Here is a 24,748-nt window from a genome sequence, read left to right on the forward strand (position 1 = left end):
CAATGAGGGCGACCTTCGCCGCCGCGTCCGCGCTGGCCGTTGTCGCCCTGGTCGCGGGCGCAACCAGCCCGAAGACGATGATCCCGGCCACTCAAAGGGCCGAAGCCAAGCAACAGGAAGCCAAAGGACCACTGATGACACAGCACCCCTACGTCGGAATGTGGGTCACCGCCGACGGGCACATCCGTCAGGAACTGCTGCTAAACGGCCGCTACGACGAAGCACGCGGCTCGCGCCAGAGCGCCTATCAAGGACGCTACGCGGTTCGGGGAACCCACATCGACTACTGGGACGACACCGGCTTCACCGCAGACGGCACCTTCGTGAATGAGGACGAACTCCACCACGGCGGGATGATCTTCTACCGCGAGAGAGACTGATCCCTATCAGTTCGGGTGCGAGGCGACCGCTTTCGGACGATCGGGCAAACAGCCTGTCCGAATGGGCATTCGCATTTCCGGGACTTCCGCCACCCTGTGGACGATGTCTCGCGAGCCTCGCGAGCACGAGGTGACAGACGCGATCATGGCCCACTGGACGACAGCAAAAATTCCTGACCAGAGCGGTCGCACGGTCGTGGTGACCGGGACCGGCGGGCTCGGCTTCGAGGATGCGCTGGCCTTGGCGAAGGCCAATGCGACGGTCGTCATCGCCGGGCGCAACCCCGCCAAGGGGGCAGAAGCCATCGACCGTGTCCGCGCCGCGGCACCATCCGCAGCCGTTCACTTCCAAGAGCTGGATCTGGCCAGTCTGGCCTCGATCGCGCGGTTCGGCGATCGCCTCAAACAGTCCTTCGCCAGCCTTGATGGGCTGATTAACAACGCCGGAATCATGGTGCCGCCGCGTCGCGTGGAGACGGAGGACGGCTTCGAGAGCCAGCTGGGCGTAAACTACCTAGGCCACTTCGCCCTGACTGCCCATCTGATGCCGCTTCTGTTGAAGGGCCGGGACTCGCGGGTCATCACCCTGTCAAGCGTCGCGGCAAGGCAAGGTACCATCGACTTCGAGGACTTGAACGCGGAACGGCGCTACCGACCGATGCCGGTCTATGCCCAGTCCAAGTTGGCGTGCTTAGTCTTCGCTCTGGAACTCCAGCGGCGGTGCGAGGCGGCGGGATGGCCGGTGATCAGTCTCGCCGCCCACCCCGGCATTTCGCGCACCGAGCTTCTCAACAACGCTCCGGGCCGCGACAGCCTCCAGTCCTGGGCCCGCAACAATCTGCCCTTCCTTTTCCAGCCCGCCGACCGAGGGGCCCTGCCGACCCTCTTCGCCGCGACCGCCCCGAGCGCTCGTGGAGGAGGGTACTATGGCCCGCACGGCATGGGCGAGGTGCGGGGCTGGCCGGCGCCGGCCCGGGTCCCGCCCGCGGCCGAGGACCGGGCGGTGGCGCGGCGTCTCTGGGAGGTTTCCGAGCAGCTGACGGGCGTCACGATTGGCTAGGCGGTGAGCAGACTCTCCGACAAACGCCGCGCCTTCCTGCCTCGGCTGGACGAGGCGGCCTTCGCGCTTTCTGGACGAGGACGACGGCCGTCCGGTCCTGATCTTCAACCTGATGCGCTTCGACGCCAACACGGGACCGAGCCGCCTGGAGGACGCCCTTTTCCGCATGCGGACTGAGCTGACCCGCTTCGGTGCCGAGGTCGTCTATGTCGGCGAGACCTCTTCCGCCCTCTGGGAAGAGGGCGGCGGCCCATGGGATGCCGTGGCGATCGTCCGTTATCCCGGACGGAGCGCTTTCGCGGACATGGTCGAAAGCGCCGAATACTATGAGACGATCAACAGCCTGCGAGACGCTTCCCTGCTGGAGGTGGTGCTGCGACATGTCCCTACGCTGAACTAAGTTCAGCTCTCAGGACGTGGGCCGGTTCTCGATACGAAGCGCAGCGAGGCGAGCCACAGTTCGTGCGCCAGATAGACCAGAAGGTCTCCCCTCGCCCGGGTCTCACGTGCGAGATCGCCGACGCCCACTTCTTCGGTCGTGACCGTGCAGCCCGAGCCCGCAGGCGTCAGCAACCAGCTTTGGGCATAGGCCGGGGTCGGTCCGGGCGGCGTGACCGTGTAGCCGAAGCGGCGGCCAGGCTCGGCCACGAAGACTTCAGCGACGATCGGGATATCGAAGATGTTCCAGGCGAAACGCGACCCCACGCCCACCGGTGCCGCCGGGTCGTCGAAGCGCACGTCTCGGGCGAAGATTAGCCAAGACGGCCAGTCCTGCGGCGCCGATAGCCAGCTGTAGATGGTCTCGCAGCTCTGCTCCATCGTCAGCTGGTTGTGATTGAACAGATCCGCCGTGGACGGATTGAGCCCGGCCGGCCAGGCCATGTCGGGGTTGCGCCGGGGGAGGTCCTGTTCCGTGGTCTGCGCCGCTGATGGCGTGGCGGCAAGAAACCCAGCGAGAGCCAGGACGGCGATCAGTGTCTTGCGCATGGCGCGAGCCTCGTTGCGAAGGGGCGGCAGGGTGTAGAAGCGAGCCTCCGCCACCGGGCGGCTGCTGAGACTGAAGCTAGACGGACCCACGGCTCTCCACTATTCCGCTTGCCTCCAAGGCCTTATGAGCCCAGATCAACAGAGCGCGCTCGGCGCATCGGACGCCGCCCATCCTGACGGCTACTTTGCCGAAGCGGAAAGGGCCTCGATTCGCCGGGCGTCAGCGTCGTTCGTTGGGGTGTAGACCAGCAGCGTCAGGTCCGGCCGCCCATCCACGGCGAAGGCCGAATGTTCCACGGTGATGTCGCCCAGAACCGGGTGACGCAAACGTTTGACCCCAGTCCCGAAGTCCCGCACCTCGATGTCGTCCCAGAGGGCTGCGAATTCCAGGCTTCGGTTCATAAGATCCTGGATGAAGGGTTCGAGGACTGGTCCGGCACCGGCGCGCGCCACGTCCGCGCGGAAAGCCCCCACCACGAAGCGGGTGACCTCCTCCCAGTCCGTATTGCGCTCCCGTGCCTCTGGATCGAGAAACAGCCGATAGAGCACATTTCGCTCGTTGGCCGGCAAGACGGCGTAATCCGTCAACATCACAGTTGCGGCCGTGTTCCAAGCGACCACGTCCCAGTTCACCGTACGCAGGATCGCCGGACAGCCGACGAGGGAATTCAGCACGCGCTGCAGCCGGTCTGAAACGCCTTCGGCTGGTCGATAGCGGACGTCTGGAGCTCGCCCGAGCCCGATGAGATAGAGGTGCTCGCGCTCGACGTCGGTCAACATCAGCGCCCGCGAGATCCGGTCAAGGACGTCGGCGGACGGCGCACCGCCGCGCCCCTGCTCGAGCCAGCAGTACCAGGTGGCGCTGATGTTCGCGCGCTGTGCCACTTCCTCTCGCCGCAGACCGGGCGTGCGTCGGCGGCCAGTGGCGAAACCGAAGGCCAGCGGGTCCATGCGGGCGCGGCGTTCGCGCAGATAAACGCCGAGAGCCGAAGCGGTCATCCGGACATCCTGTTAAAAATTATACTTGGATAAGGTCACGTATTTAACAGGATAAATATCTCCGACATCACTTGGCCATTCAAGTCAAAGGAGACAGACGATGCATGTTTTTGTTACTGGGGCGACAGGATGGGTTGGCGCAGCCGTCGTCGACGAACTGCTTGCGCATGGGCACGAGGTAACCGGCCTTGCCCGATCTGAGGCCAAAGCAAGCGCGCTGGCTGCCAAGGGGGTTCGACCGGTGATCGGCTCGCTGGAGAACCCCGCGGTTCTGGCCGACGCGGCGCAGAACGCCGATGCGGTGGCCCATCTGGCTTTCAATCACGACTTCTCGCGTTTCGCCGAAAGCGCTCAGGAAGACCGCCAGGCCATCGAGGCCCTGGGGGCGGCGCTGTCTGGCACGCGGAAGCCTCTGCTAATCACCGCAGGCCTGGCTCTACTCGCGCCGGGTCGCGTGGCGGTGGAGTCCGATCGCCCGATCACCGATCCGTCCTATCCCCGCCGGTCCGAGCAGGCCGCAGCGGCCTTGGTCGAAGCCGGCCTGCGGGTTACCATCGTGCGTCTGGCGCCCTCGGTCCATGGTCTCGGCGAAAGGCATGGCTTCGTACCGATCCTGATCGACATGGCCCTGCGGACCGGGGTCTCGGCCTATGTCGGCGATGGCGAGAACCGTTGGCCTGCCGTCCATGTCTCGGATGCGGGGCGGCTCTATCGTCTGGCTCTGGAGAGCGACCTGACCGAACCCGCGTATCACGCGGCGGCTGAAGAGGGGGTGCGGTTCCGCGATATCGCGCAGGCGATCGGCGACAAGCTTGGACTGCCGGTCGAGCCGCGCGAACCGGAACATTTCGGCTGGTTTGCCGGATTCGCCGGCGGGGATATGCCGGCCTCGAACGCCCTGACCCGCGATCGTCTCGGATGGACGCCAACGGGCCCGAGCTTGCTGAGCGACATCCGTCACCCGGACTATTATGCGGGCTGACCGACAGTCCGGCCGGATCGCTCGTACGATCGAGCAATCAACTCGAACGATCCGGCATCCCCGTGACCCGGCCCTTCGCCTAAGGTCTCATCCGTGACGAGACAGCGGCGAGGCGTATCCCCCAGCCTCCCGCCCAGCCGTCGCTCGAACGCGGACCGGCTGCTCCCCCCAGCCGTGTTCGCAAAGGATCGCCCTATCCCCTCGGCGATCCTCAGGGTCGTCGAAGACGCGGACGAAAGTCGCATGTCTTCGACGACCTAGAGGGGGCTGTGTGCAGCCTCGAAACCGCAGTCGGACGAACTCGATCCATAGGAATGGGCAAGTCTTCCCGACGCGAGGGCAAGTATCGCTTGACCGATGCTGGGACAGTTGCATCGACAACGCAACGATTGGACATCGCCATGACCCTGATCTTTCCCACAGTCGCCTCACGAGGTTCGGCGGCCCAAACTGAGCCGCCCTCAGCGGTCCAGCTGCGCCTGCGGGCGTTCCAACGCCACCTGGCCCTATGGACGCTTCAGGCCTGGCTTTCGATGTTCTTCATCGGCGCCGCCTATGCGAAGCTGACCAGCCCATCGGACCTGCTGGTCATTCTCCTGGGCTGGCCCGAGGGCGTGGACCTGGCGATGGTTCGTGCGATCAGTGCTGTGGAGCTCTCGCTGGCGATCGGGATCGTCGCCCCGCTGCTCACCTGGCGGCTGGCGCCAGTGATGGCGGGCTCGGCGATCGGCCTGGCCGGTCTGACCGGCTTTAACCTCGCCCTGCATCTCGGACGTCAGGAGTTCGGCTTCGCGGGTCTGAACCTGGCTTTGGCCGCCGCCGCGCTGGCCGTGCTGATCGGCCGACGCAACCGCTAGCCTGCGCTAACCTTAGCGCCGCCGAAGACCACGTGCTGGCGGGGCTGGCCCATGAAGCGAGCGTCCCGACAAGATGGACCAAAGCCGAGCTTCCCAGTATCCGGCTGACCAATAGAGGCTATTGAGCAGACTTCATCAATGGATCGCGAGACCTGGGCCGATATCGCAATTTTCGCCGCCATCGCAGAGGCGGGAAGCTTTACGCAGGCCGGGGTGCGTTTCGGTGTTTCAGCCTCGGCGTTGAGCCATCGCATGCGGGCAATGGAGGCGCGTCTCGGCGTGCGTTTGCTGAACCGGACGACCCGCAGCGTCAAGCCAACAGAAGCCGGGGAGCGCCTGCTCGCCAGCCTGCGGCCGACGATCCGAGTGGTTGATGAGGCGATGACCGCTCTGGGGGCCGAACGCGATCGACCGGCCGGGCGGGTCCGCGTCACCAGCCACCGCTCGGCCGTCTTCGATCTTGTCATGCCCCGACTGGCCGCGTTCGCACAGGCCTATCCCGATATCAGTGTGGAGGTCGTCGTCGACGACAGTCTGGCGGACATCGTGGCCCAAGGGTTCGACGCCGGCATCCGACGCCGACCGTCGCTGGAACAGGACATGATCTCAGTGCGGCTCGACGACGGGGTGTCGCTCCGGCTGGTGGCCTCGCCCGACTACCTCGCTACGCTCGGGACGCCTCAAACGCCGCAGGACGTGCTCGACCACCGCTGCCTGAGCTACCGGATGCCGACGGCAGGATCGCTGTATCCCTGGACGTTCGAACGCGGCGGGGAGACGATGAGCCTCGAGCCTCCGCAGTCCTTCCTGACCAATGACATCGAAGTTCTGTGCGACGCGGCCCGGGCCGGTCTGGGGCTGGCGTGGATCACCGCAGTGCAGGCCGCACCATACCTGGCTTCCGGCAGCCTGATCAGCGTGTTGGAGGACTGGTGTCCCCATCTGCCGCCCAACTACCTCTACTATGCGGGGCGAAGGCATCTCCCTCCGGCCCTGCGCGTGTTTATCGATGCCATGAAGGCGGGTTAGCGCGTCCGGACGGTCGGGCCCTCAGGACAGCGCATCGACGGATTTCGCGACATCCACGAATGCCCGCAGCGCAGGTGGGACCGTCCGGTGTCCGGGATAGTAGAGTGCCAGCCGATCGACGCCTTGCGTCCAATCGAAGAGGACTTGCTGCAGAGCGCCCGCCCGAAGGAACTCGGCGGCGGCGAAGACCGGCGCATAAGCAACACCGAGTCCCGCGACGGCCGCATCGACCATCAAGCCTTCGTCGTCCAGGATGACACCGCCTGCGATGTCGAGCTCCATCCTCTCGTCGTGTCGTTCGAACTCCCACCGATAGAGTCGCCCGCCCGGCAGCCGATGGCCGATGCAACGATGTCTCGCGAGGTCCTCGGGCGACGACGGAACGCCCGCTCGCTCCAGATAGGCGGGACTGGCGACACAGGCGTAGCGCACCGACGCGAACGCCACGGCCACCATGTCTTGGGCGATCATGGACATCGGACGCACGCCGGCGTCGAAGCCTCTTCCGACTACGTCGATCAACCGGTCCTCGGCGACGATGTCTACGATAACCTCGGGAAACCGTTCCGCCATGAGGGGCAGGACATCCCGCACCAGAAGCGCCGCCGCAAGCCGCGGCGCGTTGAGCCGGATCGTGCCGGTCACCCGGCCCTGGTAGGGCGTCACGGCCTCCAGCGCGTGATCGAAAAGCTCCAAGGCTGGGCCGAGCCGTTCTAGCAGTCTGTATCCCGCCTCCGTCGGCGCGACACTTCGGGTCGTCCGATGCAGCAGGCGCACGCCCAGACGCTCCTCCAGCGCCCGCAGAGCATGGCTGAGCGTCGATGGAGCCATGCCCAGTTCGTCAGCGGCCCGTCGAAAGCTTCGATGATTGGCGACCGCCGCAAAGGCCAACAGATCGCTGAGAGAGGGACGAGCCATTCATGTCGCATTTGCATTAGGCCATGTCGATTTCAACGTCTAATCGCGCACTACCGCAAGTCCTATCTGGGTCTCACTGATCGTCCACCCGCCAAACAGGATCCACCATGCCCGCTCGCGAAGCGCTCTTTCCCGCCAATCGCCATGCCCTCTATGAGATGCACCGCTACTCCGCCGCCATTCGCTCGGGCGACCTCGTGTTCGTCTCGGGGCAGGTCGGCAGCCGCGACGATGGTTCGCCGGAGCCCGTCTTTGAAGATCAGGTGCGACGAGCCTTCTCAAACCTCATCGCAGTCCTTGAGGCGGCTGGATGCGGGCTGGACGACATCGTCGACGTCACGACCTTTCATACCGACCCGGAGGCACAGCTCGACACGGTGATCGCCGTCCGTACGGAACTTCTCGGGGCTCCTCCGTACCCCAACTGGACCGCCATCGGGACCACCTGGCTGGCCGGGTTCGACTTCGAGATCAAGGTCATCGCCCGGGTTCCGGACGAGGCCCGCTCGGCCTGAGAACGACCGGCGGGAGGCCGATGCACAGGCGCCCGGGCTGTGATCCGGAGGATCAGGCAAACATGGCTTCCTATCCGGCAAGACCAGCGAGCGGCCGCATGATGATCTGAGGGCATCCCAACCGGAGACCTCGTGATGACCCAGACCTCCCGCCGTTCGCTCCTCGCCCTCGCCGCAGCCGCCGCTCCGGCACTGGCCGCCGGCGTCGCCCAGGCCCAAACCGCTTCGTCTCCTGAAGGGCCGCGCCCTCAGCCGGGCACCGGACGTGCCGCCGTCGTCAGCGGCTCGTCGCGCGGTATCGGGGCCGCCACCGCCAAGCGTCTGGCGCGCGACGGCTTCGCCGTGACGGTCAACTATCTGAACAACCGCGATCTCGCCGCCCAGGTCGTCCGCGACATCGAGGCGGCAGGCGGACGCGCCATCTACCGCCAGGCAGACGTCGCCGATCCGGCCGCCGTGCGCGCGCTGTTCGACGCCAATGACGAGGCCTTCGGCGGGGTGGACGTGGTCATCTCCAACGCCGCGATCATGAGCGTCGCGCCCTTTGCCCAGTTCGAGGACGCCGCCTTCGACCGCATGATCGCGACCAACATCAAGGGCAGTTTCAACGTCCTGCGCGAGGCCTCGCGGCGGGTGCGCGACGGCGGCCGTATCGTGACCCTGGCTTCGACCTCCATCAAGGCCAAGCGTGCCACACACGGAGGCTACGCCGCGACCAAGGCGGCGCAAGAAATCTTCGCCGGCGTCCTGTCGAAGGAACTCGCCGGTCGGCGCATCTCGGTCAACGCCGTGGCCCCGGGGCCGACCAACACCTCGCTGCTCGACATCCCTCCGCAGGGGCGTGCCCAGGCCGCCTCGATGACACCCTACGGCCGCATCGGTGAGCCGGAGGACATCGCCAACGCCATCGCCGCGCTCGTGTCGGGCGACGGCGAATGGATCAACGGCCAGATCGTCTTCGCCAACGCCGGCTTCTTGTAGGGCGCGCCAGAGCGTCTCCGACATCACGGGCGGCCGCGCAAGCCGCCCGTCCCTCTCTCAAGCGAAAGAACCCCATGTTTCCTCCCAGTTCAGCCTGGGCGGCGCTGCCGCTCGTCTTCGCCACGCCGGCCTTCGCTCAGGAGGGGCCGCCCCAAGAGGACCGGGTCGCAGGCTTCATCGCCGTCGGACCGGGAGCCACGCCCGAGTATGACGGCGCCGATACGCTGCGTGTCATCCCCTTCGTCGCAGGCGACGTCCGCTGGAACGGCCTGGAGGTCCAGGTGAGGGGCCTCGGTGGCCGCGTCGATGTGGCGTCCGACCTACGCCTGGCCTTTGGACCCGTGGTCAACATCCGGTTGGGTCGAGACGATGTCGATGGACCGGTCGGCGATCTCGCGGACATCGACGCGGCCATCGAGCTGGGAGGCTTCATCGCCTATCGGTTCGGGGGCGGGCGCGACGGTCAGGGAGCCCTGACCTCGGAATTGTCCGTCCTTCAGGATGTGTCCGACAGCCATGACGGCCTTCTTGCGACGGCGGGCGTCAGCTACGCCGCAGTCCGACGCCGCAGTCTCGCACTCGATTTCGATCTGCGAGCGACCTGGGTCGATGAGGACTATTCTGTCACCTACCTCGGCGTGGATGCGGTCGGTGCCGCCGCCAGCGGCCTTCCAGAATATCGACCGGGGTCCGGCGTCCGCGACATCGGCGTGGGTTTGAACGCCGCCTACTGGTTCACACCGCGGCTGGGCCTGGTGGGCCGAGCGGGCGCGAGCTATCTGTTGGACGAGGCAGCGGACAGTCCGATCGTGGAAGAGGGCGACCGATGGCAGCCGACCGTGGGCCTGGCCCTGGCCTACCGCTTTTGACCGGTTGCCCGATCCGCCGAGAGCTTTGCCGGATGGTCCGGGGCGGTTGCCGCACACCCGTCCCGGGGTTACCGTGGGCTTGCCGAACCGAACAGGAGACCTGCGATGGCCGATGACCTGACCGCCTCCATCGGTGCGATCCTGGACAAGCAGGGGGTGGTGAACGGGGTCTACGCGACCCCGGTGCCGGGCCTTCGCCTGCTGCGCACCCATGCCTATGTCGCGCCCCGGCACATGCACTATCGGCCCTCGCTCTGCGTGATCGCGCAAGGCCAGAAGGAACTGCTCGTCGGCGACCGGACCATCCGCTACGGCGACATGCAGTCGATGATCGTCACGGTGGATGTGCCGATCCTCAGCCAGATGTTCCACACACCGGACAACAGGCCCTACGTCGGCGCGGTTCTGGAGCTCAATCCGGAGATCATCCTGGAGGTCGCGACCCAGCTTGGAGCCGCCGGCGACCCAGTTCGCGGCAGGATCGGCGACGGACTTCTGGTTCAGGACATGGACGCCCGCATCTCGTCGGCGATCCAGAGGCTGCTGGACCTGGTGGATCAACCGACTGGCGTCGACATTCTGTATCCGGTCGTCATGCGCGAAGTGTCCTACTGGCTGCTGACCGGCCCGGCGGGCGCGAACGTCGCGCGCCTGGCCATCCCCGAGGGGGAGCCGGCGCGCATTGGCAAAGCCATCCAGAAGATGCGGGAGAATTTCGACACGCCGATCAGCGTCCCGGAACTGGCGAGCGTCGCCGGCATGAGCGCCTCCACCTTCCATCAGCACTTCAAGACCCTGACCTCCATGTCGCCCCTCCAGTACCAGAAGCACCTGCGGCTGCTGGAGGCGCGGCGGCTGATGCAGACCAAAGGTGAAAAGGCGGGGGCTGCGGGCCTCTCAGTCGGCTATGAGAGCGTGTCCCAGTTCAGTCGCGAGTTCGCGCGGATGTTCGGCGACTCGCCCCGCCGACAGACGCAACGGGCGCGGCCACAGCCTGCCGGTACCGGCGCCGCGGATCACGCCGCCGGCATTGGCGCCGTGGCGGTCTGACGCTGTCGGCTTCTCCGTCTTCCGGCGATGCGCCCGATCCCGCGGGCGAGACGTTTGAGGGCGGACGGCTCTGGGCGCTCCTGCTCGGCCTGTTCCTCGTCAATGTCCTGTCCCAGATCGACCGGATCCTGCCGTTTATCCTGGCCGAGTCGATCCGTGCCGAACTCAACCTCAGCGACACCCAGATCGGCTTGGTGACAGGCCTGGCCTTCGCCGTCTGCTATGCTCTTTTGTCGCTGCCGCTGGCCCGCGCCGCGGACCGGGGCTCGCCTCGCGGCGTGCTGGTCGGCTGCATCGGTTTGTGGAGCACCATGACGGCGCTGGGCGGGCTGGCGACCGGCTTCGTCGTCCTGGCCCTGACCCGTTTCGGCGTCGCCTTCGGGGAAGCCGGGGCGATCCCTGCCGGTCACGCCCTGATCGCGCGCAAGGTCCCGACGAAGCGCCGGGGCCTCGCGCTCGGCGTTTTCTCCATGGGCATCCCGCTGGGCACCATGGCGGGGTTCGTTTTGGGCGGTGTTCTCGACGAAGCGATCGGCTGGCGCGGCACCCTATTCGCGGCGGGTGGTCTGGGCCTGTTCATCGCGCTTCTGACCTTTCTTGTGGCGGGACCGACGCCTCGTCTCGCGCGCCCGGCGTCCGACCCGACCTTTCTAAGTTCTGCGGGCGCGCTTCTGCGCCGTCCGGCCTTTCGCGGCCTCGTTCTCGCCGCCGTATTGATGGGGTTCGCCGCTGCCCCCTTCTACGCCTTCATGCCGTCGTTCCTGATCCGGACCCATGGGTTCAGCAGCAGCGAGGCCGGTCTGACGTTCGGCCTGTTGCAAGGCCTCATGGGCGTGGCAGGAGCCATCCTGGGGGGGCGAGGCTTCGACCGCGCCGTCCGGACCGGCGGCCGGCGGATTCTGCTCTATCCGGGCATGGTCTTCCTGATCGGTGCCGCGACCACGGCTGGGGCGCTCAGCGTCCCTCAGGGATGGATGGCGGCCGCTCTGCTGCTGCCCGCCATGTTCGCCTTTTCCTACATGCTTCCGTGGGGGTTCGGTGCCGCCCATCTTCTGGCCGGTCGCGGCAGGGAGGCACTGGCGTCCAGCCTGGTCGTGATCGCGACCGGACTGTTCGGACCCGCTCTGGGTCCGGTGCTCGTCGGCGTCCTGAGCGATGCGGCGACCGGCGCGGGTCTGTCGAACGGTCTCGGCCTGGCGCTTCTGCTCGTGCCGATCGCGAGCCTGCTGACAGGATGGGCGCTGATCCGGGCGGATCGGCGTCTGGCGGCAGCCAGGGCCGAAGAGGTCCCATGATCTTCGTTTGACGACGTGTCGCCAAGCATCGGATGCCGGAACCACGCAACTTCTTGCCCGATCCTGCAGGCTGGATTGTGCCGCTGAGAGTCCGGGCCTAGCGTGCAAGCTCGCAATCAGGCTCCGACATGACCCAGGCCCTGCACGACGTCATCACCCGCATGCTCGACGCCGGGATCGGCACCGACGGCTATGTCGTCACGCCTGTTCCGGGGCTGACGCTGATGCGGACCACCCTCCCGACGCCGCCCAGCCACATGCAGTACCGACCCAAGCTGTGCGTGGTCACCCAAGGCGCCAAACAGGTGCTGGTCGCCGACCAGGCGGTCGCCTACGGCTCAGGCCAGGCCATGATCGTCACGGTCGAGATGCCCGTGGTCAGCCAGGTCGTCGAGGCGGCGCCGGAGCGTTCCTTCACCGGCCTCACCCTCGATCTGGACCTGGAGATCATCCTCGACGTCGTCACCCGGCTGGATCCAGCCAACCACCCTCAGGGCGGCGCGGGCTTCGGATTGACGGTCATCGCCGTCGAACCCCAGCTGGAAGGCGCTCTGCTGAGGCTGCTGGAACTGGTCGATCAGCCTCACGCCGTGGACATCCTCTATCCCGCGATCATGCGGGAGCTCGCCTATTGGCTGTTGATGGGCCCGGCGGGCCGCAACGTGGCGCGGATGGTTCTGCCGGAGGGCCAGCCGCTGAGGATCGCACGAGCGATCGCCCACCTGAGAGAGACTTTCGATACACCGGTCAGCGTCGCAAATCTCGCCAGTTTGGCCGGCATGAGCCCGTCGTCCTTTCACCATCACTTCAAGACGCTCACGTCGATCTCGCCGCTGCAGTATCAGAAGCAGCTCCGGCTTCTCGAAGCGCGCCGGATGATGGTCACGGAAGGCGTCAATGCGGGCGTGGCGGCGATCGCCGTCGGCTACGAGAGCCCGTCCCAGTTCAGCCGCGAATACGCGCGCCTGTTCGGGGCACCCCCGCGGCGAGAAACCCAAAGGGCCAGGTCCGACCCGGCCGGCTTCGCCGCCCATCACAACGAGCGCCTGGCGGCCGCGGGCGAGGCTCGGGTTGTCAGCTGAAGTCTGTATCGCCGAGGCTCTGAAGGGCGTCCCATAGGCGATTGGCTTCGGTTTCGTTGCGAGCCAGGGGTGGGACGTCGACGTCTTCCGGCGATCCCGCGACAAGCCCTGCAGGGCCATAATATCTTCCGCCTCGAGCGCTCGAAGAGGCTCCCGCGTAGAGCAGGGACAGGGCGCCACGCGCGGCGGGGCCGAACAGGATCGGTAGAGCACGCTGGCGGAGGCCTTCCGCACTCTCCATGCCGGGGCCGTCCGGCACGAGGAACGTCCGGGCTACGCCGGGGTGACACGCCATGCTGGCGACGCCCCATCCCGCGGCCTGACTGCGACGCTGCAGCTCCTGCGCCACCAGGAGCACTCCCAGCTTGGAGCGGTCGTAGGCCTGCGCGTAATCATAGTCCTGCTCGAACTGCAGATCGTCCAGCGCAAGGGGGCCGATCCTGCCGCTGGCGACCCAGGCGACGCGTGGCGCTCGTCCCGCCCGCAGGATTGGCATGAGCCCCGCGGTCAGGACGAAGGGCCCCATGACGTTGGTCGCGAAGACCCGCTCATGGCCGCTGCGGGTTGTCTCCCGGGCACGTCGACCCATGACGCCGGCGTTGTTGATCAGGAGATCCAGGCGCTCGCCCGACCCCCTCCACCGCATCGCGTAAGCCTTGACCTGTGAAAGATCCGTCAGGTCGAGGGCGTCGAAGCGGATCCGTGCGCCGGGGACCTCACCGCGTATGAGCCGCAGGGCCGCGGCACCCTTGGTCGCATCGCGCGATGCGATAGTGACATCGGCACCCTTTCGGACAAGGGCCAGGGCAGCCTGATAGCCCAGGCCGCTGCGGCCCTCGCGCGGGTAGCCGTTGCCCCCGGTGATCAGCACACGCCGACCCGTCTGGTCAGGAATGTTGGCGGCCGCCCACGCCTGGGATTCACGATCAGCAGGCTGCGCCGCGCCTGGAAGAGCGCAACCGGCCGCGAGGCTGGCGGCGGCCCCAGCGGCGCCCAACCGCAGAAGTTGGCGTCGTGAAGTACTGTGAGCCGTCGATGCCGGCTGCTGGTTTGATGAGAAAGTCATGGCGCAATCCTTGCGTGAACGCCGCAAGCCTAGCCGCTGCCCCCACGTGGGAAATGCCGAAAGCGAGGCAATCCTTGCCCGATGGTCCGGCGTGGCTGTTATCGTTGCCCACCGAATGCTCGCCGCTGGGCAATCTCGCAGACCGACGGCCGGAGCGCCACAGCGTCTCAATGCGATGCGGGCGTCACCACTTTTCCGAGCAGATCCTTCAGCGCTTCAGCCCAGCTCGATGAGCGATTCAAAAGAAGTGCAGCGCACGGAGCGGCTCGAACGTCCGACGCCTTGATTCGTAGTCGGACGCCGCAGCGGAAGCTCCCGACGTCCGACATGACTCAGGCTCTGATTTCCACGGCGGGAGAAGATGGTCTGCCCATAAGAGACATTCCAAACCGCCGTTAAGAGTCATCTTCGGAAATCAAACGCGCCCCCGGGCGATGTCGGATCCTGACTCAGACCGTCAGTTCGCACTGTCCGTTTGGTGCCAATCTGAAGTCAGGCGTCCTCGACCGTTGCATAGGTCAGTTGCTTGTTGATCCAGCGTTCGAGCGCCGCGAGATCCAGAACCCGGACCTTGCGATAGGAGAGCTCGATCAGGTCCAGATCGCAGAGCTGACCGAGGGTCTTGTTCAGGTAGGAGCGCGTGACGCCGAGGAACATGGCGATGTCCTCCTGGGTGATGGCCAGATCGACGCTGTTCGCCTGCCGGTCGTCCGCGACGTGGCGCGCGTTCTTCAGCAGCACGCGCGCGAGGACGACCGATTTGGGGAGGGCGCGGAGGTCGTTCAGGGCTTCGACCAGTTGATGGACCCTGTGAACATTGCTTTTCAGCATCGCCTCGACAATGACGGGGTGGCGGAGGACCACGCCTTCGTATTCCGAGGCTGTCAGAGTCAGGACCACGGCGTCCCCGACGGCCTCGGCATCATGGGTCCGCGCCGCGTTTGCGAACAGGGTGACCTCGTTGAACTGCTGGCCGGGGCCAAGGATTGACGTCAGCATCACGGAGCCGTCCACGCCCAGCGTCATCATTCTCAGCTTGCCGGAAAGGATAATCCCGAGGTCAGCCTGCCGATCGCCGCGGCTCTGGACGACCTGGCCGGCCTTCAGCTTCACGGATTCGCCGGCGGCGATCAGCGCCTCGCGAGCGTCCGGAGGCAGAAGATCCATCAAGCCTAGAGTGTAGCTGTTGAAGGTCGAATGCATGACCACCCCAGACTAGGGGGTCAGCTCGCGGCTTCACAGATGGGCTGGCGGGATGCTCGCGTCGCAGGGGTTGAATGTTTCATTCTGGACAGTCTCGCGGGCCACGCCGTGCTGATGTCCGGCGACCAGGCTGACGTTGTCAGGACTGCCCGTCGGGGCGGACGGCGCACGCCTCCGCCGTCCTGATCGAGCGGTCTGCCGTTTAAACTGCTCTGAACGTCCCCGAGAGACCGACCGATGTCCGATCCCGTGCTCACGCCCGAAGACCCCGCGCTGCCGATGACCTATCCGGGCTTCGTCTTTCGCGTGCTGCGCAGCGAGGGCCATGAGGCGCAGGCGCTGTTGTCAGGGACGGGTTTGGACCCGGCGCAACTGGTCGATCCGAACTTCCGATGCGGGTTCTCGCCGCTTCGCCTTTTGCTGCTGAACGCGATCGAACAGACGGGCGACCCCCACCTCGGCATCCGGCTGGCAAAGCGGTTCGAGCCGACCTACATCGGCCTGCCTGCCTACGCCGCGATGAATGCGGCGAATTTCAGCGACGCTCTGACGGTCCTCAAACGGTTCTTCTTTCTGGCTTTCCCGGCCGTGGAGTTCGACTTCGACGATGGGCCGTTCGAACAAGCCGGTGAACGCGCGGTTTGCCTCCGCCCGAAATTTCCCTTCGACGATATCGAGTACTTCGCCCGCATCAGCGCCCTGATCGCCTGTGACGGTCTGTTCAGGGGCATATTGCGGATGGATCGAGTCGTCGTGAGAGCGGAGACGGTGATCGAGGAACCGCTCGGGTGGTTGACGGTCGACAGTCAGATCGAGTTCCCCGTTCGCTTCGGAGCCGATGCGGATCGGCTGATCTTTGCCGCCGAGCACCTGCACCGCCCCTTGCCCGCGCACGACCCCGTCAACCACAAGCGCCTCACGGCCCTGTGCGAGGTCTTCGCCCGCGAGGCGGCGATCCAGGCCAGGGCGGTCGGTCAGGTCCTGGCCTATCTCGAGCGGGACAAGACGCTCGCCGCGTCGCTTTCCGAAGTCGCCCAGTCGCTGGGCTACTCCGAACGCAGCCTGCGCCGTCAGCTCGAGCGAGCCGGCACATCCTACCGCAAGCTGATCGACCAGGCGCGCGCCCAGCGCGCCCGCATGCTGTTGGGTTCGACGGATCAACCGATCCAGACCATCGCCTTCGATCTGGGTTTCGACACGGCGTCGAACTTCGCGCGCAGCTTCAAGCGCTGGACCGGGGCCACGCCCAAGGCCTTTCGCGAGGGCTTAAAAGCCCCGCAGCATGCTGGCCGGAACTGAATACTCCTTGGCCGCAGCGGAGCTTTTGTCCGCTTCGGTCGCGCGGCATAGCTAAGCTCGGTGAAGGGGAGGAGGCGGATGAGAAAGCTTGTCGTGATCGCCGCCGGGCTGGTCCTGTCGTCGGCTCCGGTCGCGGCCCAGACGCCACGTTCGAGCGAGGGCGGCATCCTGTCCGCCTTCTTCGGTCTGGACCGATCGCTCAGGATCGCCGTGGCCACGGCCCGGACGTGCGAGGGCATCGGTGGCTCGGACGGCATGCCGGTCATCTTCAGTCACGAGGTCGATGCGACGACCCTCGCGCCGGAGGACTTCCGGGTCACAATGGCGTCGGGAGCGATCGGCGACGTCGGGTGCGTCACTTTGCGTCCTGCAGACGAGCCCGGAGAGCTTCGCACCGCCTTGCTGATCAGTCGCTTCGGGTCGTCGGCGGATCAACCCGCGACGGTCGAGATCATTGGCGACATCACCTCGCTTGACGGCGCAGTGAACTTCCGTGGGGCGACGGCGACCGTCACACCTCTGGAAGCTGGACCGACCCTCGTTCTGGCCGAGACCCTGTCCCGGACGGAATGGACTGTCGGAGGAGGGAGCGATTGTTCCGCGGAAGGGCTCCTGACGATCGTCCGTGCGACCTGGGCCGGCGGTGTCTCTCGTGCTGACGGCGACGCGGTCGGTTCCAGGGAAGCGGAAATGTACCGCGTCACCTTGCGAAGGCCGGACGGCGGGACCGTCACGGTCTCGCCCATGGCGATCGGCGATTTGAACGACAACGACAACAACCACGACCTGTGCCTGGGCGTGGCGGGCGAGCCGGTCAGCGTCTTCTTCCTCGCCGGCAGGCTTGTCGATCCCAACGACGATGCGAACCCCGATACCGAAATTGCTGTGTCGGCACGACCGTAAGGACCCGCGCGAGGCGTCCGCAGACCAGAGGCTGATCGCATGAGGACGTTTCGCAAGCTGGCTCTGGTCGCGGTCGCGGTGGCGACGCTGGGCGCCACACCGGTGCTGGCCCAGGCCAAGCGCCCCAACATCCTGTTCGTCCTGTTCGACGATGTGGGCTTCACGGACTTCGGCGCCTACGGCAGCCACACGCGCACCCCGGTCATCGACGGCCTCGCGTCAAGAGGCACACGGCTGTCCCGCTTTTACACCTCGCCCTTCTGCGGGCCGAGCCGCGCCATGCTCTTGACCGGTATGGACAACCACCAGACTGGCATCGGCACGCTCGTAGAGACCACCACCGAAGACATGCGCCGGTACCCTGGCTACTCCATGGTATGGAATGACGACCAGGCGACGATCGCCTCTCTCCTGTCGGAGGCGGGCTACCAGACCTATGCCGCAGGCAAGTGGGGCATCGGCGAGGTCGGGGCCAATCTTCCCGACAGGTTCGGCTTCGACCGATCCTACGTGATGGATGCCACGGGTGGCGGGAACTACGACGCCAAGCCTTATCTGCCAGGGTCGCATTCCGTCGAATGGTTTGAGAACGGACGCTCGGTATCTCTGCCTGACAACTGGTATTCGTCCAGCTCGCTGGTCGATAAGATGATCGAATACATTGCCGAAGGCGATGAGGAACGCCCGTTCTATGGGTTTCTTGCTCTCCAGGCCCTGCACATGCCGATCCAGGTTTCGGCGGAGTACACGGACCGCTATGACGGCGTGTTTTTCGAGGCCGGCTGGGACGTCATGCGGCAGCAGCGTCTTGAGCGGGCCATCGCCCTGGGGTTGGTCCCCCCGACCACCACTCTTGCGCCGCCGCCGGCCAGCCACCGCCTCTGGGCCGAGCTGACGCCGCAACAGCAGCGCGTGTCAGCCCGGGAAATGCAGGTGAACGCGGGCATGATGGAGGCGGCCGACTTCGAGATCGGACGCCTGGTCGCCTACCTCGAACGCACGGGGCGACTGGAGAACACCATCATCGTCATTGCTTCGGACAATGGCGCAGAGTCTGGGATGACCTCGATGGAGGGACTGGCCGATCTCGCGCTCAGCGCCGTCAAGCTGATCGAGGGCTTCGACACCTCGTTCGAGAACCTCGGCGAACCTCGGAGCGTGACCGCCATCGGTCCGGAGTGGGCGTCCGTCTCGTCCGCTCCGTTCAATCTGTACAAATTCTACGCCAGCGAAGGCGGTCTCCGCGTGCCGCTGGTCATCGCCGGTCCCGGGATCGAGGCGTCCGCCCTGAAACATGCGCCCGTGCATGTGGCGGATCTGGTCCCCACCATGCTCGAGGCGGCGAACGTGCCGTTCGATCCGTCCCGGTTCTACGGGCGCAGCGCGCTGCCCATGCTGTCCGGCCGCTCCGACCGCACCTATGCTGAGGACAACTCGTTTGCGTTTGAGGTCAGTGGCAATGCCGCACTCTATCGCGGGCAATGGAAGATCACTCGCAACAGCCTCCCTCTCGGCGACGGCCAATGGCGGCTCTACGATCTCTCTGTTGATCCGGGCGAAACGACAGACCTGTCCGCCCGGAACGAAGCCCTGTTTGATGAGATGATCGCCGAGTATGAGGCGTATGCCAAACGCGTTGGCGCCATAGAGATCGGGCCTGACGACAACGCCATCGCCATTCTCAACAGGAACCTCATCGACAAGTCGATTGATAAGTACTGGCCCTTCCTCGCCGGCCTGATTTTCATGATTTTGGCGGCGGGCACGCTGGCGGGCTGGTTTGTCTCGAGGAAACTGCGCGCCCGCAAGGCGGCGCGCCAGGTCGCGCAAGTTCCTGGCTGACCAGTCAAGTCGTGGGGTGAATCCGTATGGAACTGGTCCTGGTTAGTTTAGCCGTCGTCCTGGCGGTCGGGCTGGCGATTTACGTCCTCCTGCCTCAGCTGCTGCATTTGCTGGGGCTGCACCGCCACTACAGTATTCCGCCCTACAATCTGCGTGGCCGGAGAGCGCTGGTCGTCTGCACAAGCCACGACAGGCTCGACCCCACCAACCGCAAGACCGGTGCCTTTGGTTCGGAATTCACGGTCCCGTACTACGCATTCGTGGATGCGGGGATGGACGTGGACCTTGCCTCGATCAAGGGCGGCGAGATTCCAATCCAGCCTCCGTCCTGGTCATGGCCGCTGGCGTGCGCTGAGGATCGGCGGTTCATCTCCGACAGGGCCGCGAGGCACAAGCTGCGAAACTCGCGGCCGATCGATCAGATCAACCCGGATGAGTACGATGTGCTCTTCATGGCGGGGGGCTGGGGCGCGGCCTATGACCTCGCCCAGAGCGCCGCGCTGGCCGACCTCGTTACCCGCGCCAATGCCCGGGGCAAGATCCTTGGTTCGGTTTGCCACGGCGCGCTCGGACTGGTGTCGGCGCGGGGCACGGACGGCGAGCCGCTGGTCAAGGGGCGGCGCGTTACAGGTGTCACCAATCGCCAGATCAATACTTTCGGCATCGCTATCACGCCGAAACATCCGGAAGACGAACTGCGAGAAGCGGGCGCAATATTCGAGTGTAAGCATGGATGGCTTGACCCTTTCGCCACGCATACGTCTGTCGACGGCAATCTGATCACCGGACAGAACCAGAACAGCGGTTACGAGACCTCGCATCGAATTCTTGAACTGCTTTCCAAGAGCAGGTCAAGGGCAGACTTCTGACGAGGAGGCGAGGCCGTGACCACGACATCGGTGAGCGACATGATGAGTCCGGAGGCGCGCGATCGCCACTGGCGGCTGGTACAGGGGGCCACCTTCGGTCTGGTCTACGGGGCCATCCTCGTCCTTTCGATCCTCATGGCGCTGGACGTCCAGTCTGCGAACGCGTTCAGACCGGCGGTGGTTCTGTTTGGATCGGTCCTGGCGATGACGCTGGCCAGGACGCTCGCCGCGCTTCTCGCCAACGGCTTCGACTCCGGGCAGCCGGTGATGACCGCCCTTGCGCTTGGCGCCGCCTGGCGGGATAGCCGGCCTATCCTGGCGGTCGCGAATGTCCCGACGGGACTGTTCCTGCTCGCCGGTCTCGGCTGGATCACTGCAGAGGCCGCACTCCACCTTTCCCAGCTTTTCTGCATCCTCGTTCTCGCCCTTCTCGGGGCCCGGGTCGGTTGGGTCATCAGCGGCGGCGTCCTGCATCCGCTGGTGGGCGCGATATCGGCGGGAGCCATCGGCGGTTCGCTGGCGCTGATGAAGCACGCCGTGAACTGATCGTTTTGACCCGACGCGAGCATTCGATGCCCCATACCCAAGAAGAACGCCGCGCGAAGTGGCTGATGGCGGCTTGCATCTCCGCCTTCGCAATGGCGGTTGCGGCCGTGGCCTTCTGGCCGCGGGCCTATAACCTGCCAGCGTCCGGGTGTGCGCTTGATAGACGAAGTCTGGGCAGTTTCGTCGACATTCCCGGCGGCGGATTCACGATGGGAGCCGACCCGCGATATGCTGAAGAGGGACCGCCGCGCAGGGTCTTCGTCTCGCCCTTCAGGCTGCAGGTTCACGAGGTCACGAACAGCCAGTTTGCGGCGTTTGTCGCTGCCACCGGATATGTGACCGAGGCCGAAAGGAACGGCGGCTCGGCCCGGTTCGTGCCAACGTCGAACCCTGACGGGCCTCGATCGTGGTGGCGGCTCGATCCGGAAGCGACCTGGAGGTCGCCTGACGGAGCCGGGTCTGGTCTGGACGGACGAACCCTCCATCCGGTCGTGCATGTCAGCCTCAATGACGCGCGCGCCTATGCGGAATGGGCGGGTGGACGCCTGCCGACGGAGGTGGAGTGGGAATATGCCGCCAGCCTCGGACTGTTCGATCCCGAGGACCCGGAGTCCGGCGTGCGGGATCGGGCCGGCGAGGCGAGGGCCAATACCTGGACGGGGTTCTTTCCCGTGGCGGACGATGGTGCCGACGGTTTCTCCGGGCGCGCGCCGGTCGGCTGTTTCGATCCCGGACTGACCGGGGCCTATGACATGATCGGCAATGTCTGGGAGTGGACCGAGACCGCGTTCGGACGGGGATCGCCTCGCTACACCATCAAGGGCGGCTCATTCCTGTGCAGTGCGAACTACTGCAGACGGTACCGGGTCGCGGCGCGCGACAGTATGGAGCTGGACTTCAGTTCTTCCCATGTGGGTTTCCGCCTCGTCAGCGATCCCAGGGTCGTTCGTTGAGCCTCCTGCTTCAGGTCGTCACCGCCATCGTATCCGGCTCTGGAGGTGAGGCGGGTAATGGCCGGAACTGAATGGTTTTTGGCCTGTCCGGAGCTGTCCGCCGAAACAGAGCCTCTTGTATAACGACGTTGTTGCTCGGCAAGGCGCGGCGTCGGCCCATGAACCGCGCAGTTGGGTGACAGCCTGGAGGTGGGGAGCCCTATGTCGAACCGATGGATCCCGCTTCTGGCTGCGGTCTTACTGGCGGCACCGGGATCGGCGGCCGCTCAAAGCGAATGGAACTACAGCGCCACCCTGTACGGCTGGTTTCCCGGTGTGAGGACCACCGTCGAGACGCCGTTCGGCGAGGTCGAAGGCGAGGTCGATTTCGACGAAATCCTGGAAACGCTGGACCTGGCCTTCCTCGGGGCGATTGAGGCCCGCAAGGGGCGCGTGTCCCTCGTGGCCGACCTGCAGTTCTTCGACGTCGGCGTCGAGGCTGAGCCGCCTCCGGGTCTTCAGTTCAGCGAGGCCGAGATCGACTCGCAAATGACCCTGCTGAGCGCCTATGCGACCTATGCCGTCGTCGATCAGACCGACCTCCGCATCGATGTCGGTGGCGGGCTGCGCTACGTCGATGCGAGCATCGACCCACACCTCGTTGGCCAGGGTGCAACGCCGGATGCGTCGTTGAACCGCGACGGCGGCTGGACCGATCCGATCGTGGCTGCGCGGGTGCGCCGGCAGTTCAACGACCGCTGGCACGGCGTCGCCTATGCCGACGTGGGCGGTTTTGGCGTCGAGGATTCCTCGGACCTGACCTGGCAGGCCTTCGTAGGCGGGGCTTACCGGATTGATCAGACCTGGTCGGCGGTGGGGGGATACCGGCACCTGGTCATCGAGCGAGAGTTCCGGGCTTCCCCAGTCACGGTCGAGGTTTCCGGGCCGTTCCTGGGCTTTCAGGCCTCGTTCTGATGGCTCTGTCGCAGGGAGCCCAAAGACGGTCGGGCAACCGGGGTGTTGCCGCAGTTCTGAAGGTCCTGGCCGCCGTTCCGGCGCTCGGCTTTGTCTTCGCCGGTCTTGCCTGGTGGATCACCCCCGCGCTCGCCGGCTCGCGGCTGGGCATGGATCTGCTCGGCGGGCTGGGGCTCAGCACCCAGATCGCCGACCTCGCCTCATTCTTCCTGACGCTGGGCACCGCGATCCTGATCGGTCTGCTGAGCGACGAGCGCGTCTGGCTCTATCCACCCATCATGCTCATCGGCTTCGCGATCATCGGACGGCTGGTCGCGTGGCGCTTTCACGGCGCGGACTTCGCCGGGGTCATGATCGCCGTCGAAGCCTGCGTGCTCGCCATTCTTATTCTCAACGTCAGGGCGCAGGCCAAGCCGACGGCCTTGGCTGTCTCGGCCTGACGGCCGTCCCAACCCTCAAACGCCCTGCCGGGTGAAGACGACGAAGGACCGCATCGTGAAGTTCATCCCGCTCATACCTCTCCTTCTGCTCGCCGGCTGCGCGACCGCCGGTCAAGATCAGCGCGCCTCGCTCCTGGCCGAGCCCGTCAACTGCCAGACGGCCGACGCGGACATCGCCGCGCTGGAAGCGGCGATGCCGTCGCGGGGCGAACGGGCCCGGTCCGTCGTCCAGACGTTCACGCCCGTCGGCGTGGTGGCGGGGGTGGCGACCGGATCCTACCGCGACCGGGCCGCGGTCCTGACGGGGCGCACCGCAGGGGAGCTGACCGCCCGCGTGCAGGAAATCCGGCAAACCTGCGGATTGGTCGGGACGACCGCGAACGCGGACGAGGGAGGCGCGTGATGATCTGCACCCGCTCGACGTCGCGCCGGACGCCCGTCCTGCTCGCAACCCTGTCCCTTTTGCTTCTCGGAGGATGCGCGACCCAGTCGCCGTCCCTCTTGATTCCGATCGGCCAGGCGCCGGCGGGGGCCACGACGGTCGACCTGCTGGCGATCACGACCCGCGCCCCCTCAGAGGTGCCCGGTGAAATCTATTCCGGAGAGCGCAGCCGCGACGTCTCCGGTCGCATCATCGAGGTCTCTATTCCGCCCGTCCATCAACGAGGCCGCGTGGAGCTTCCCTCGTCGCCCAACCCCGATCCGGAAACGGAGTTCGCGGCTGTGAGTGTGGAAACCGCGACACCCGAACAGGCCTGGGATTGGTTCGAGGCGCAGGAAACCGACGGCCGCCTGCTGATCTTCGTGCATGGCTACAATGTGCGTTTCGCCGACGCGGTCTTCAGCCTGGCGCAGATCACCGAGGATCTTCCGGTCGTCGCCGCGCCCGTTCTGTTCTCGTGGCCGTCTCGCGGAGCCCTGCTCGGCTACCTCTATGATCGGGAAAGCGCGACCTTCGCCCGGGACGCGTTCGAGATGGTCCTGACCGAAGCGGTCGAAAGCGAAAACGTCTCGCAGATCACCATTCTGGCCCACTCCATGGGCAGCTGGATCACCATGGAGACGTTGCGCCAGATGAGCATCCGCAACGGTCGTCTCTCGGACAAGATCGTCGATGTCGTCCTCGCCGCGCCGGACCTCGACATCGACGTCTTCGAACAGCAGTTCCTGGCGCTCGGTGAGGAACGACCGTACTTCACCTTTTTGGTCTCGCGCGACGACCGGGCGCTCGGCCTGTCCAGACTGCTGGCGGGCCGCGAGCAGCGCCTGGGTTCGATCGACCCCTCCGAGGAACCCTTTCGGTCGCGCATCGAGGCGACCCCCCGTGTCGCCGTCATCGATCTGTCGGAGGTCGCGGGCACCGACGCGGCGCGTCATTCCAAATTCTCCGGAAGCGCGGAGATGCTCGATTTCGCCCGCCGCACGATGGAACAGAACGCCCAGGCCACGAACGAGCGGACGCCGATCGGAGAGCTGGCGGGCGCCGTCATCGTGACGCTTGGCCTCGGAGTCGCGCAGCTTTCGGATTAGGTTGAAGAGCGGTCTCCCGTTGGCACCGCGCTCGGGCTTCGGGTGGCAGCCAGACTGTCAAGGCTCGGTGGCCCGGGTTCGCCTGGCTCGAGTTTGGCCACCCCCGCACCAGCCGGTCGTCTCATGAGGCCGGCGGCGG

At 65.9% G+C, this 24,748-nt stretch carries 27 protein-coding genes; 22 read left to right on the top strand and 5 right to left on the bottom strand.

Annotated features, from left to right (window positions below):
- Positions 1–2 precede the first annotated feature (2 nt).
- From BZG35_RS09520 to BZG35_RS09530, 3 genes are all read left to right on the top strand, one after another.
- Complete coding sequence (locus BZG35_RS09520; RefSeq protein ID WP_077355432.1) at positions 3–380, top strand: Atu4866 domain-containing protein; 378 nt, start codon at positions 3–5, stop codon at positions 378–380.
- Positions 381–510: 130 nt separating this feature from the next.
- Positions 511–1,440, top strand: coding sequence for an oxidoreductase (locus BZG35_RS09525; RefSeq protein WP_253189137.1), 930 nt, complete (start codon positions 511–513; stop codon positions 1,438–1,440).
- Between the two features lie 112 nt (positions 1,441–1,552).
- Positions 1,553–1,840, top strand: a complete 288-nt coding sequence (locus BZG35_RS09530) for a hypothetical protein (protein WP_216351839.1) — start codon at positions 1,553–1,555, stop codon at positions 1,838–1,840.
- A 2-nt stretch (positions 1,841–1,842) separates the two neighbouring features.
- Here the strand turns inward: BZG35_RS09530 and BZG35_RS09535 are convergent, their stop codons facing one another.
- Positions 1,843–2,427, bottom strand: coding sequence for an SRPBCC family protein (locus BZG35_RS09535; RefSeq protein ID WP_150126000.1), 585 nt, complete (start codon positions 2,425–2,427; stop codon positions 1,843–1,845).
- A gap of 180 nt (positions 2,428–2,607) precedes the next feature.
- Positions 2,608–3,426, bottom strand: coding sequence for a helix-turn-helix transcriptional regulator (locus BZG35_RS09540; RefSeq protein ID WP_077355435.1), 819 nt, complete (start codon positions 3,424–3,426; stop codon positions 2,608–2,610).
- Positions 3,427–3,526: 100 nt separating this feature from the next.
- Here BZG35_RS09540 and BZG35_RS09545 point away from each other — a divergent pair, with 100 nt between their 5' ends.
- The 3 genes from BZG35_RS09545 (at position 3,527) to BZG35_RS09555 (ending at position 6,294) form a co-directional block, all read left to right on the top strand.
- Positions 3,527–4,408: an SDR family oxidoreductase gene (locus tag BZG35_RS09545; protein WP_077355436.1), complete on the top strand. Its 882-nt coding sequence runs from the start codon at positions 3,527–3,529 to the stop codon at positions 4,406–4,408.
- 401 nt (positions 4,409–4,809) lie between these two features.
- Entirely contained in the window at positions 4,810–5,265 is a 456-nt protein-coding gene (locus tag BZG35_RS09550; protein ID WP_171981927.1) for a DoxX family protein, read from the top strand.
- A 138-nt stretch (positions 5,266–5,403) separates the two neighbouring features.
- Positions 5,404–6,294, top strand: coding sequence for a LysR family transcriptional regulator (locus BZG35_RS09555; protein ID WP_077355438.1), 891 nt, complete (start codon positions 5,404–5,406; stop codon positions 6,292–6,294).
- 21 nt (positions 6,295–6,315) lie between these two features.
- Here the strand turns inward: BZG35_RS09555 and BZG35_RS09560 are convergent, their stop codons facing one another.
- Positions 6,316–7,212, bottom strand: a complete 897-nt coding sequence (locus BZG35_RS09560) for a LysR family transcriptional regulator (RefSeq protein WP_077355439.1) — start codon at positions 7,210–7,212, stop codon at positions 6,316–6,318.
- A gap of 107 nt (positions 7,213–7,319) precedes the next feature.
- On the opposite strand from BZG35_RS09560, the gene BZG35_RS09565 reads away from it, so the two are divergent.
- The 6 genes from BZG35_RS09565 to BZG35_RS09590 all read left to right on the top strand — a co-directional run bounded on the left by BZG35_RS09565 (position 7,320) and on the right by BZG35_RS09590 (position 13,004).
- The gene (locus tag BZG35_RS09565) at positions 7,320–7,727 is read left to right on the top strand and encodes a RidA family protein (RefSeq protein WP_077355440.1); all 408 of its coding nucleotides are present in this window, start codon (positions 7,320–7,322) and stop codon (positions 7,725–7,727) included.
- A gap of 135 nt (positions 7,728–7,862) precedes the next feature.
- Positions 7,863–8,708 carry an SDR family oxidoreductase gene (locus BZG35_RS09570; RefSeq protein ID WP_077355441.1) on the top strand — a complete coding sequence of 282 codons (846 nt, stop codon included), beginning with the start codon at positions 7,863–7,865 and terminating at the stop codon, positions 8,706–8,708.
- Positions 8,709–8,782: 74 nt separating this feature from the next.
- Complete coding sequence (locus tag BZG35_RS09575; protein WP_077355442.1) at positions 8,783–9,577, top strand: MipA/OmpV family protein; 795 nt, start codon at positions 8,783–8,785, stop codon at positions 9,575–9,577.
- A 105-nt stretch (positions 9,578–9,682) separates the two neighbouring features.
- A complete protein-coding gene (locus BZG35_RS09580) occupies positions 9,683–10,627 on the top strand; it encodes an AraC family transcriptional regulator (protein WP_077355443.1) in 945 nt (314 codons plus the stop codon).
- A gap of 89 nt (positions 10,628–10,716) precedes the next feature.
- A complete protein-coding gene (locus tag BZG35_RS09585; RefSeq protein WP_256364154.1) occupies positions 10,717–11,922 on the top strand; it encodes an MFS transporter in 1,206 nt (401 codons plus the stop codon).
- A 128-nt stretch (positions 11,923–12,050) separates the two neighbouring features.
- Positions 12,051–13,004, top strand: coding sequence for an AraC family transcriptional regulator (locus BZG35_RS09590; protein ID WP_077355445.1), 954 nt, complete (start codon positions 12,051–12,053; stop codon positions 13,002–13,004).
- On the opposite strand, the gene BZG35_RS09595 is transcribed toward BZG35_RS09590, so the two are convergent.
- Both BZG35_RS09595 and BZG35_RS09600 read right to left on the bottom strand, forming a co-directional pair.
- Positions 12,997–14,070: an SDR family NAD(P)-dependent oxidoreductase gene (locus BZG35_RS09595; protein ID WP_077355446.1), complete on the bottom strand. Its 1,074-nt coding sequence runs from the start codon at positions 14,068–14,070 to the stop codon at positions 12,997–12,999. The genes BZG35_RS09590 and BZG35_RS09595 overlap by 8 nt on opposite strands.
- Positions 14,071–14,562: 492 nt before the next feature.
- Entirely contained in the window at positions 14,563–15,273 is a 711-nt protein-coding gene (locus BZG35_RS09600; protein WP_077355447.1) for a Crp/Fnr family transcriptional regulator, read from the bottom strand.
- Between the two features lie 237 nt (positions 15,274–15,510).
- On the opposite strand from BZG35_RS09600, the gene BZG35_RS09605 reads away from it, so the two are divergent.
- The 10 genes from BZG35_RS09605 (at position 15,511) to BZG35_RS09650 (ending at position 24,609) form a co-directional block, all read left to right on the top strand.
- Entirely contained in the window at positions 15,511–16,572 is a 1,062-nt protein-coding gene (locus BZG35_RS09605) for an AraC family transcriptional regulator (protein WP_077355448.1), read from the top strand.
- A gap of 78 nt (positions 16,573–16,650) precedes the next feature.
- A complete protein-coding gene (locus BZG35_RS09610) occupies positions 16,651–17,475 on the top strand; it encodes a hypothetical protein (RefSeq protein ID WP_077355449.1) in 825 nt (274 codons plus the stop codon).
- 39 nt (positions 17,476–17,514) lie between these two features.
- Positions 17,515–19,317 carry an arylsulfatase gene (locus BZG35_RS09615; RefSeq protein WP_077355450.1) on the top strand — a complete coding sequence of 601 codons (1,803 nt, stop codon included), beginning with the start codon at positions 17,515–17,517 and terminating at the stop codon, positions 19,315–19,317.
- Between the two features lie 26 nt (positions 19,318–19,343).
- Positions 19,344–20,186, top strand: coding sequence for a type 1 glutamine amidotransferase domain-containing protein (locus BZG35_RS09620; protein WP_077355451.1), 843 nt, complete (start codon positions 19,344–19,346; stop codon positions 20,184–20,186).
- 15 nt (positions 20,187–20,201) lie between these two features.
- The gene (locus tag BZG35_RS09625; RefSeq protein ID WP_216351840.1) at positions 20,202–20,732 is read left to right on the top strand and encodes a hypothetical protein; all 531 of its coding nucleotides are present in this window, start codon (positions 20,202–20,204) and stop codon (positions 20,730–20,732) included.
- 5 nt (positions 20,733–20,737) lie between these two features.
- Complete coding sequence (locus BZG35_RS09630) at positions 20,738–21,685, top strand: formylglycine-generating enzyme family protein (protein ID WP_253189138.1); 948 nt, start codon at positions 20,738–20,740, stop codon at positions 21,683–21,685.
- Positions 21,686–21,886: 201 nt separating this feature from the next.
- Positions 21,887–22,639, top strand: a complete 753-nt coding sequence (locus BZG35_RS09635) for a hypothetical protein (RefSeq protein ID WP_077355453.1) — start codon at positions 21,887–21,889, stop codon at positions 22,637–22,639.
- Complete coding sequence (locus BZG35_RS09640; protein WP_077355454.1) at positions 22,639–23,079, top strand: hypothetical protein; 441 nt, start codon at positions 22,639–22,641, stop codon at positions 23,077–23,079. The genes BZG35_RS09635 and BZG35_RS09640 overlap by 1 nt, the downstream gene beginning before the upstream one ends.
- A 55-nt stretch (positions 23,080–23,134) precedes the next feature.
- Positions 23,135–23,482: a hypothetical protein gene (locus BZG35_RS09645; protein ID WP_150126001.1), complete on the top strand. Its 348-nt coding sequence runs from the start codon at positions 23,135–23,137 to the stop codon at positions 23,480–23,482.
- The gene (locus tag BZG35_RS09650; RefSeq protein ID WP_077355456.1) at positions 23,482–24,609 is read left to right on the top strand and encodes an alpha/beta hydrolase; all 1,128 of its coding nucleotides are present in this window, start codon (positions 23,482–23,484) and stop codon (positions 24,607–24,609) included. The genes BZG35_RS09645 and BZG35_RS09650 overlap by 1 nt, the downstream gene beginning before the upstream one ends.
- Positions 24,610–24,748: the final 139 nt, after the last annotated feature.

It is taken from the genome of Brevundimonas sp. LM2, from assembly GCF_002002865.1.
Taxonomy (GTDB): domain Bacteria; phylum Pseudomonadota; class Alphaproteobacteria; order Caulobacterales; family Caulobacteraceae; genus Brevundimonas.

Bases quoted from the DNA above. Each gene is read 5' to 3' on its own strand.
- BZG35_RS09520 (WP_077355432.1), top strand. From the start codon at position 3: ATGAGGGCGACCTTCGCCGCCGCGTCCGCGCTGGCCGTTGTCGCCCTG.
- BZG35_RS09530 (WP_216351839.1), top strand. From the start codon at position 1,553: ATGCGCTTCGACGCCAACACGGGACCGAGCCGCCTGGAGGACGCCCTT.
- BZG35_RS09535 (WP_150126000.1), bottom strand. From the start codon at position 2,427: ATGCGCAAGACACTGATCGCCGTCCTGGCTCTCGCTGGGTTTCTTGCC.
- BZG35_RS09540 (WP_077355435.1), bottom strand. From the start codon at position 3,426: ATGACCGCTTCGGCTCTCGGCGTTTATCTGCGCGAACGCCGCGCCCGC.
- BZG35_RS09545 (WP_077355436.1), top strand. From the start codon at position 3,527: ATGCATGTTTTTGTTACTGGGGCGACAGGATGGGTTGGCGCAGCCGTC.
- BZG35_RS09550 (WP_171981927.1), top strand. From the start codon at position 4,810: ATGACCCTGATCTTTCCCACAGTCGCCTCACGAGGTTCGGCGGCCCAA.
- BZG35_RS09555 (WP_077355438.1), top strand. From the start codon at position 5,404: ATGGATCGCGAGACCTGGGCCGATATCGCAATTTTCGCCGCCATCGCA.
- BZG35_RS09560 (WP_077355439.1), bottom strand. From the start codon at position 7,212: ATGGCTCGTCCCTCTCTCAGCGATCTGTTGGCCTTTGCGGCGGTCGCC.
- BZG35_RS09565 (WP_077355440.1), top strand. From the start codon at position 7,320: ATGCCCGCTCGCGAAGCGCTCTTTCCCGCCAATCGCCATGCCCTCTAT.
- BZG35_RS09570 (WP_077355441.1), top strand. From the start codon at position 7,863: ATGACCCAGACCTCCCGCCGTTCGCTCCTCGCCCTCGCCGCAGCCGCC.
- BZG35_RS09575 (WP_077355442.1), top strand. From the start codon at position 8,783: ATGTTTCCTCCCAGTTCAGCCTGGGCGGCGCTGCCGCTCGTCTTCGCC.
- BZG35_RS09580 (WP_077355443.1), top strand. From the start codon at position 9,683: ATGGCCGATGACCTGACCGCCTCCATCGGTGCGATCCTGGACAAGCAG.
- BZG35_RS09590 (WP_077355445.1), top strand. From the start codon at position 12,051: ATGACCCAGGCCCTGCACGACGTCATCACCCGCATGCTCGACGCCGGG.
- BZG35_RS09595 (WP_077355446.1), bottom strand. From the start codon at position 14,070: ATGACTTTCTCATCAAACCAGCAGCCGGCATCGACGGCTCACAGTACT.
- BZG35_RS09600 (WP_077355447.1), bottom strand. From the start codon at position 15,273: ATGCATTCGACCTTCAACAGCTACACTCTAGGCTTGATGGATCTTCTG.
- BZG35_RS09605 (WP_077355448.1), top strand. From the start codon at position 15,511: ATGTCCGATCCCGTGCTCACGCCCGAAGACCCCGCGCTGCCGATGACC.
- BZG35_RS09610 (WP_077355449.1), top strand. From the start codon at position 16,651: ATGAGAAAGCTTGTCGTGATCGCCGCCGGGCTGGTCCTGTCGTCGGCT.
- BZG35_RS09615 (WP_077355450.1), top strand. From the start codon at position 17,515: ATGAGGACGTTTCGCAAGCTGGCTCTGGTCGCGGTCGCGGTGGCGACG.
- BZG35_RS09620 (WP_077355451.1), top strand. From the start codon at position 19,344: ATGGAACTGGTCCTGGTTAGTTTAGCCGTCGTCCTGGCGGTCGGGCTG.
- BZG35_RS09635 (WP_077355453.1), top strand. From the start codon at position 21,887: ATGTCGAACCGATGGATCCCGCTTCTGGCTGCGGTCTTACTGGCGGCA.
- BZG35_RS09640 (WP_077355454.1), top strand. From the start codon at position 22,639: ATGGCTCTGTCGCAGGGAGCCCAAAGACGGTCGGGCAACCGGGGTGTT.
- BZG35_RS09650 (WP_077355456.1), top strand. From the start codon at position 23,482: ATGATCTGCACCCGCTCGACGTCGCGCCGGACGCCCGTCCTGCTCGCA.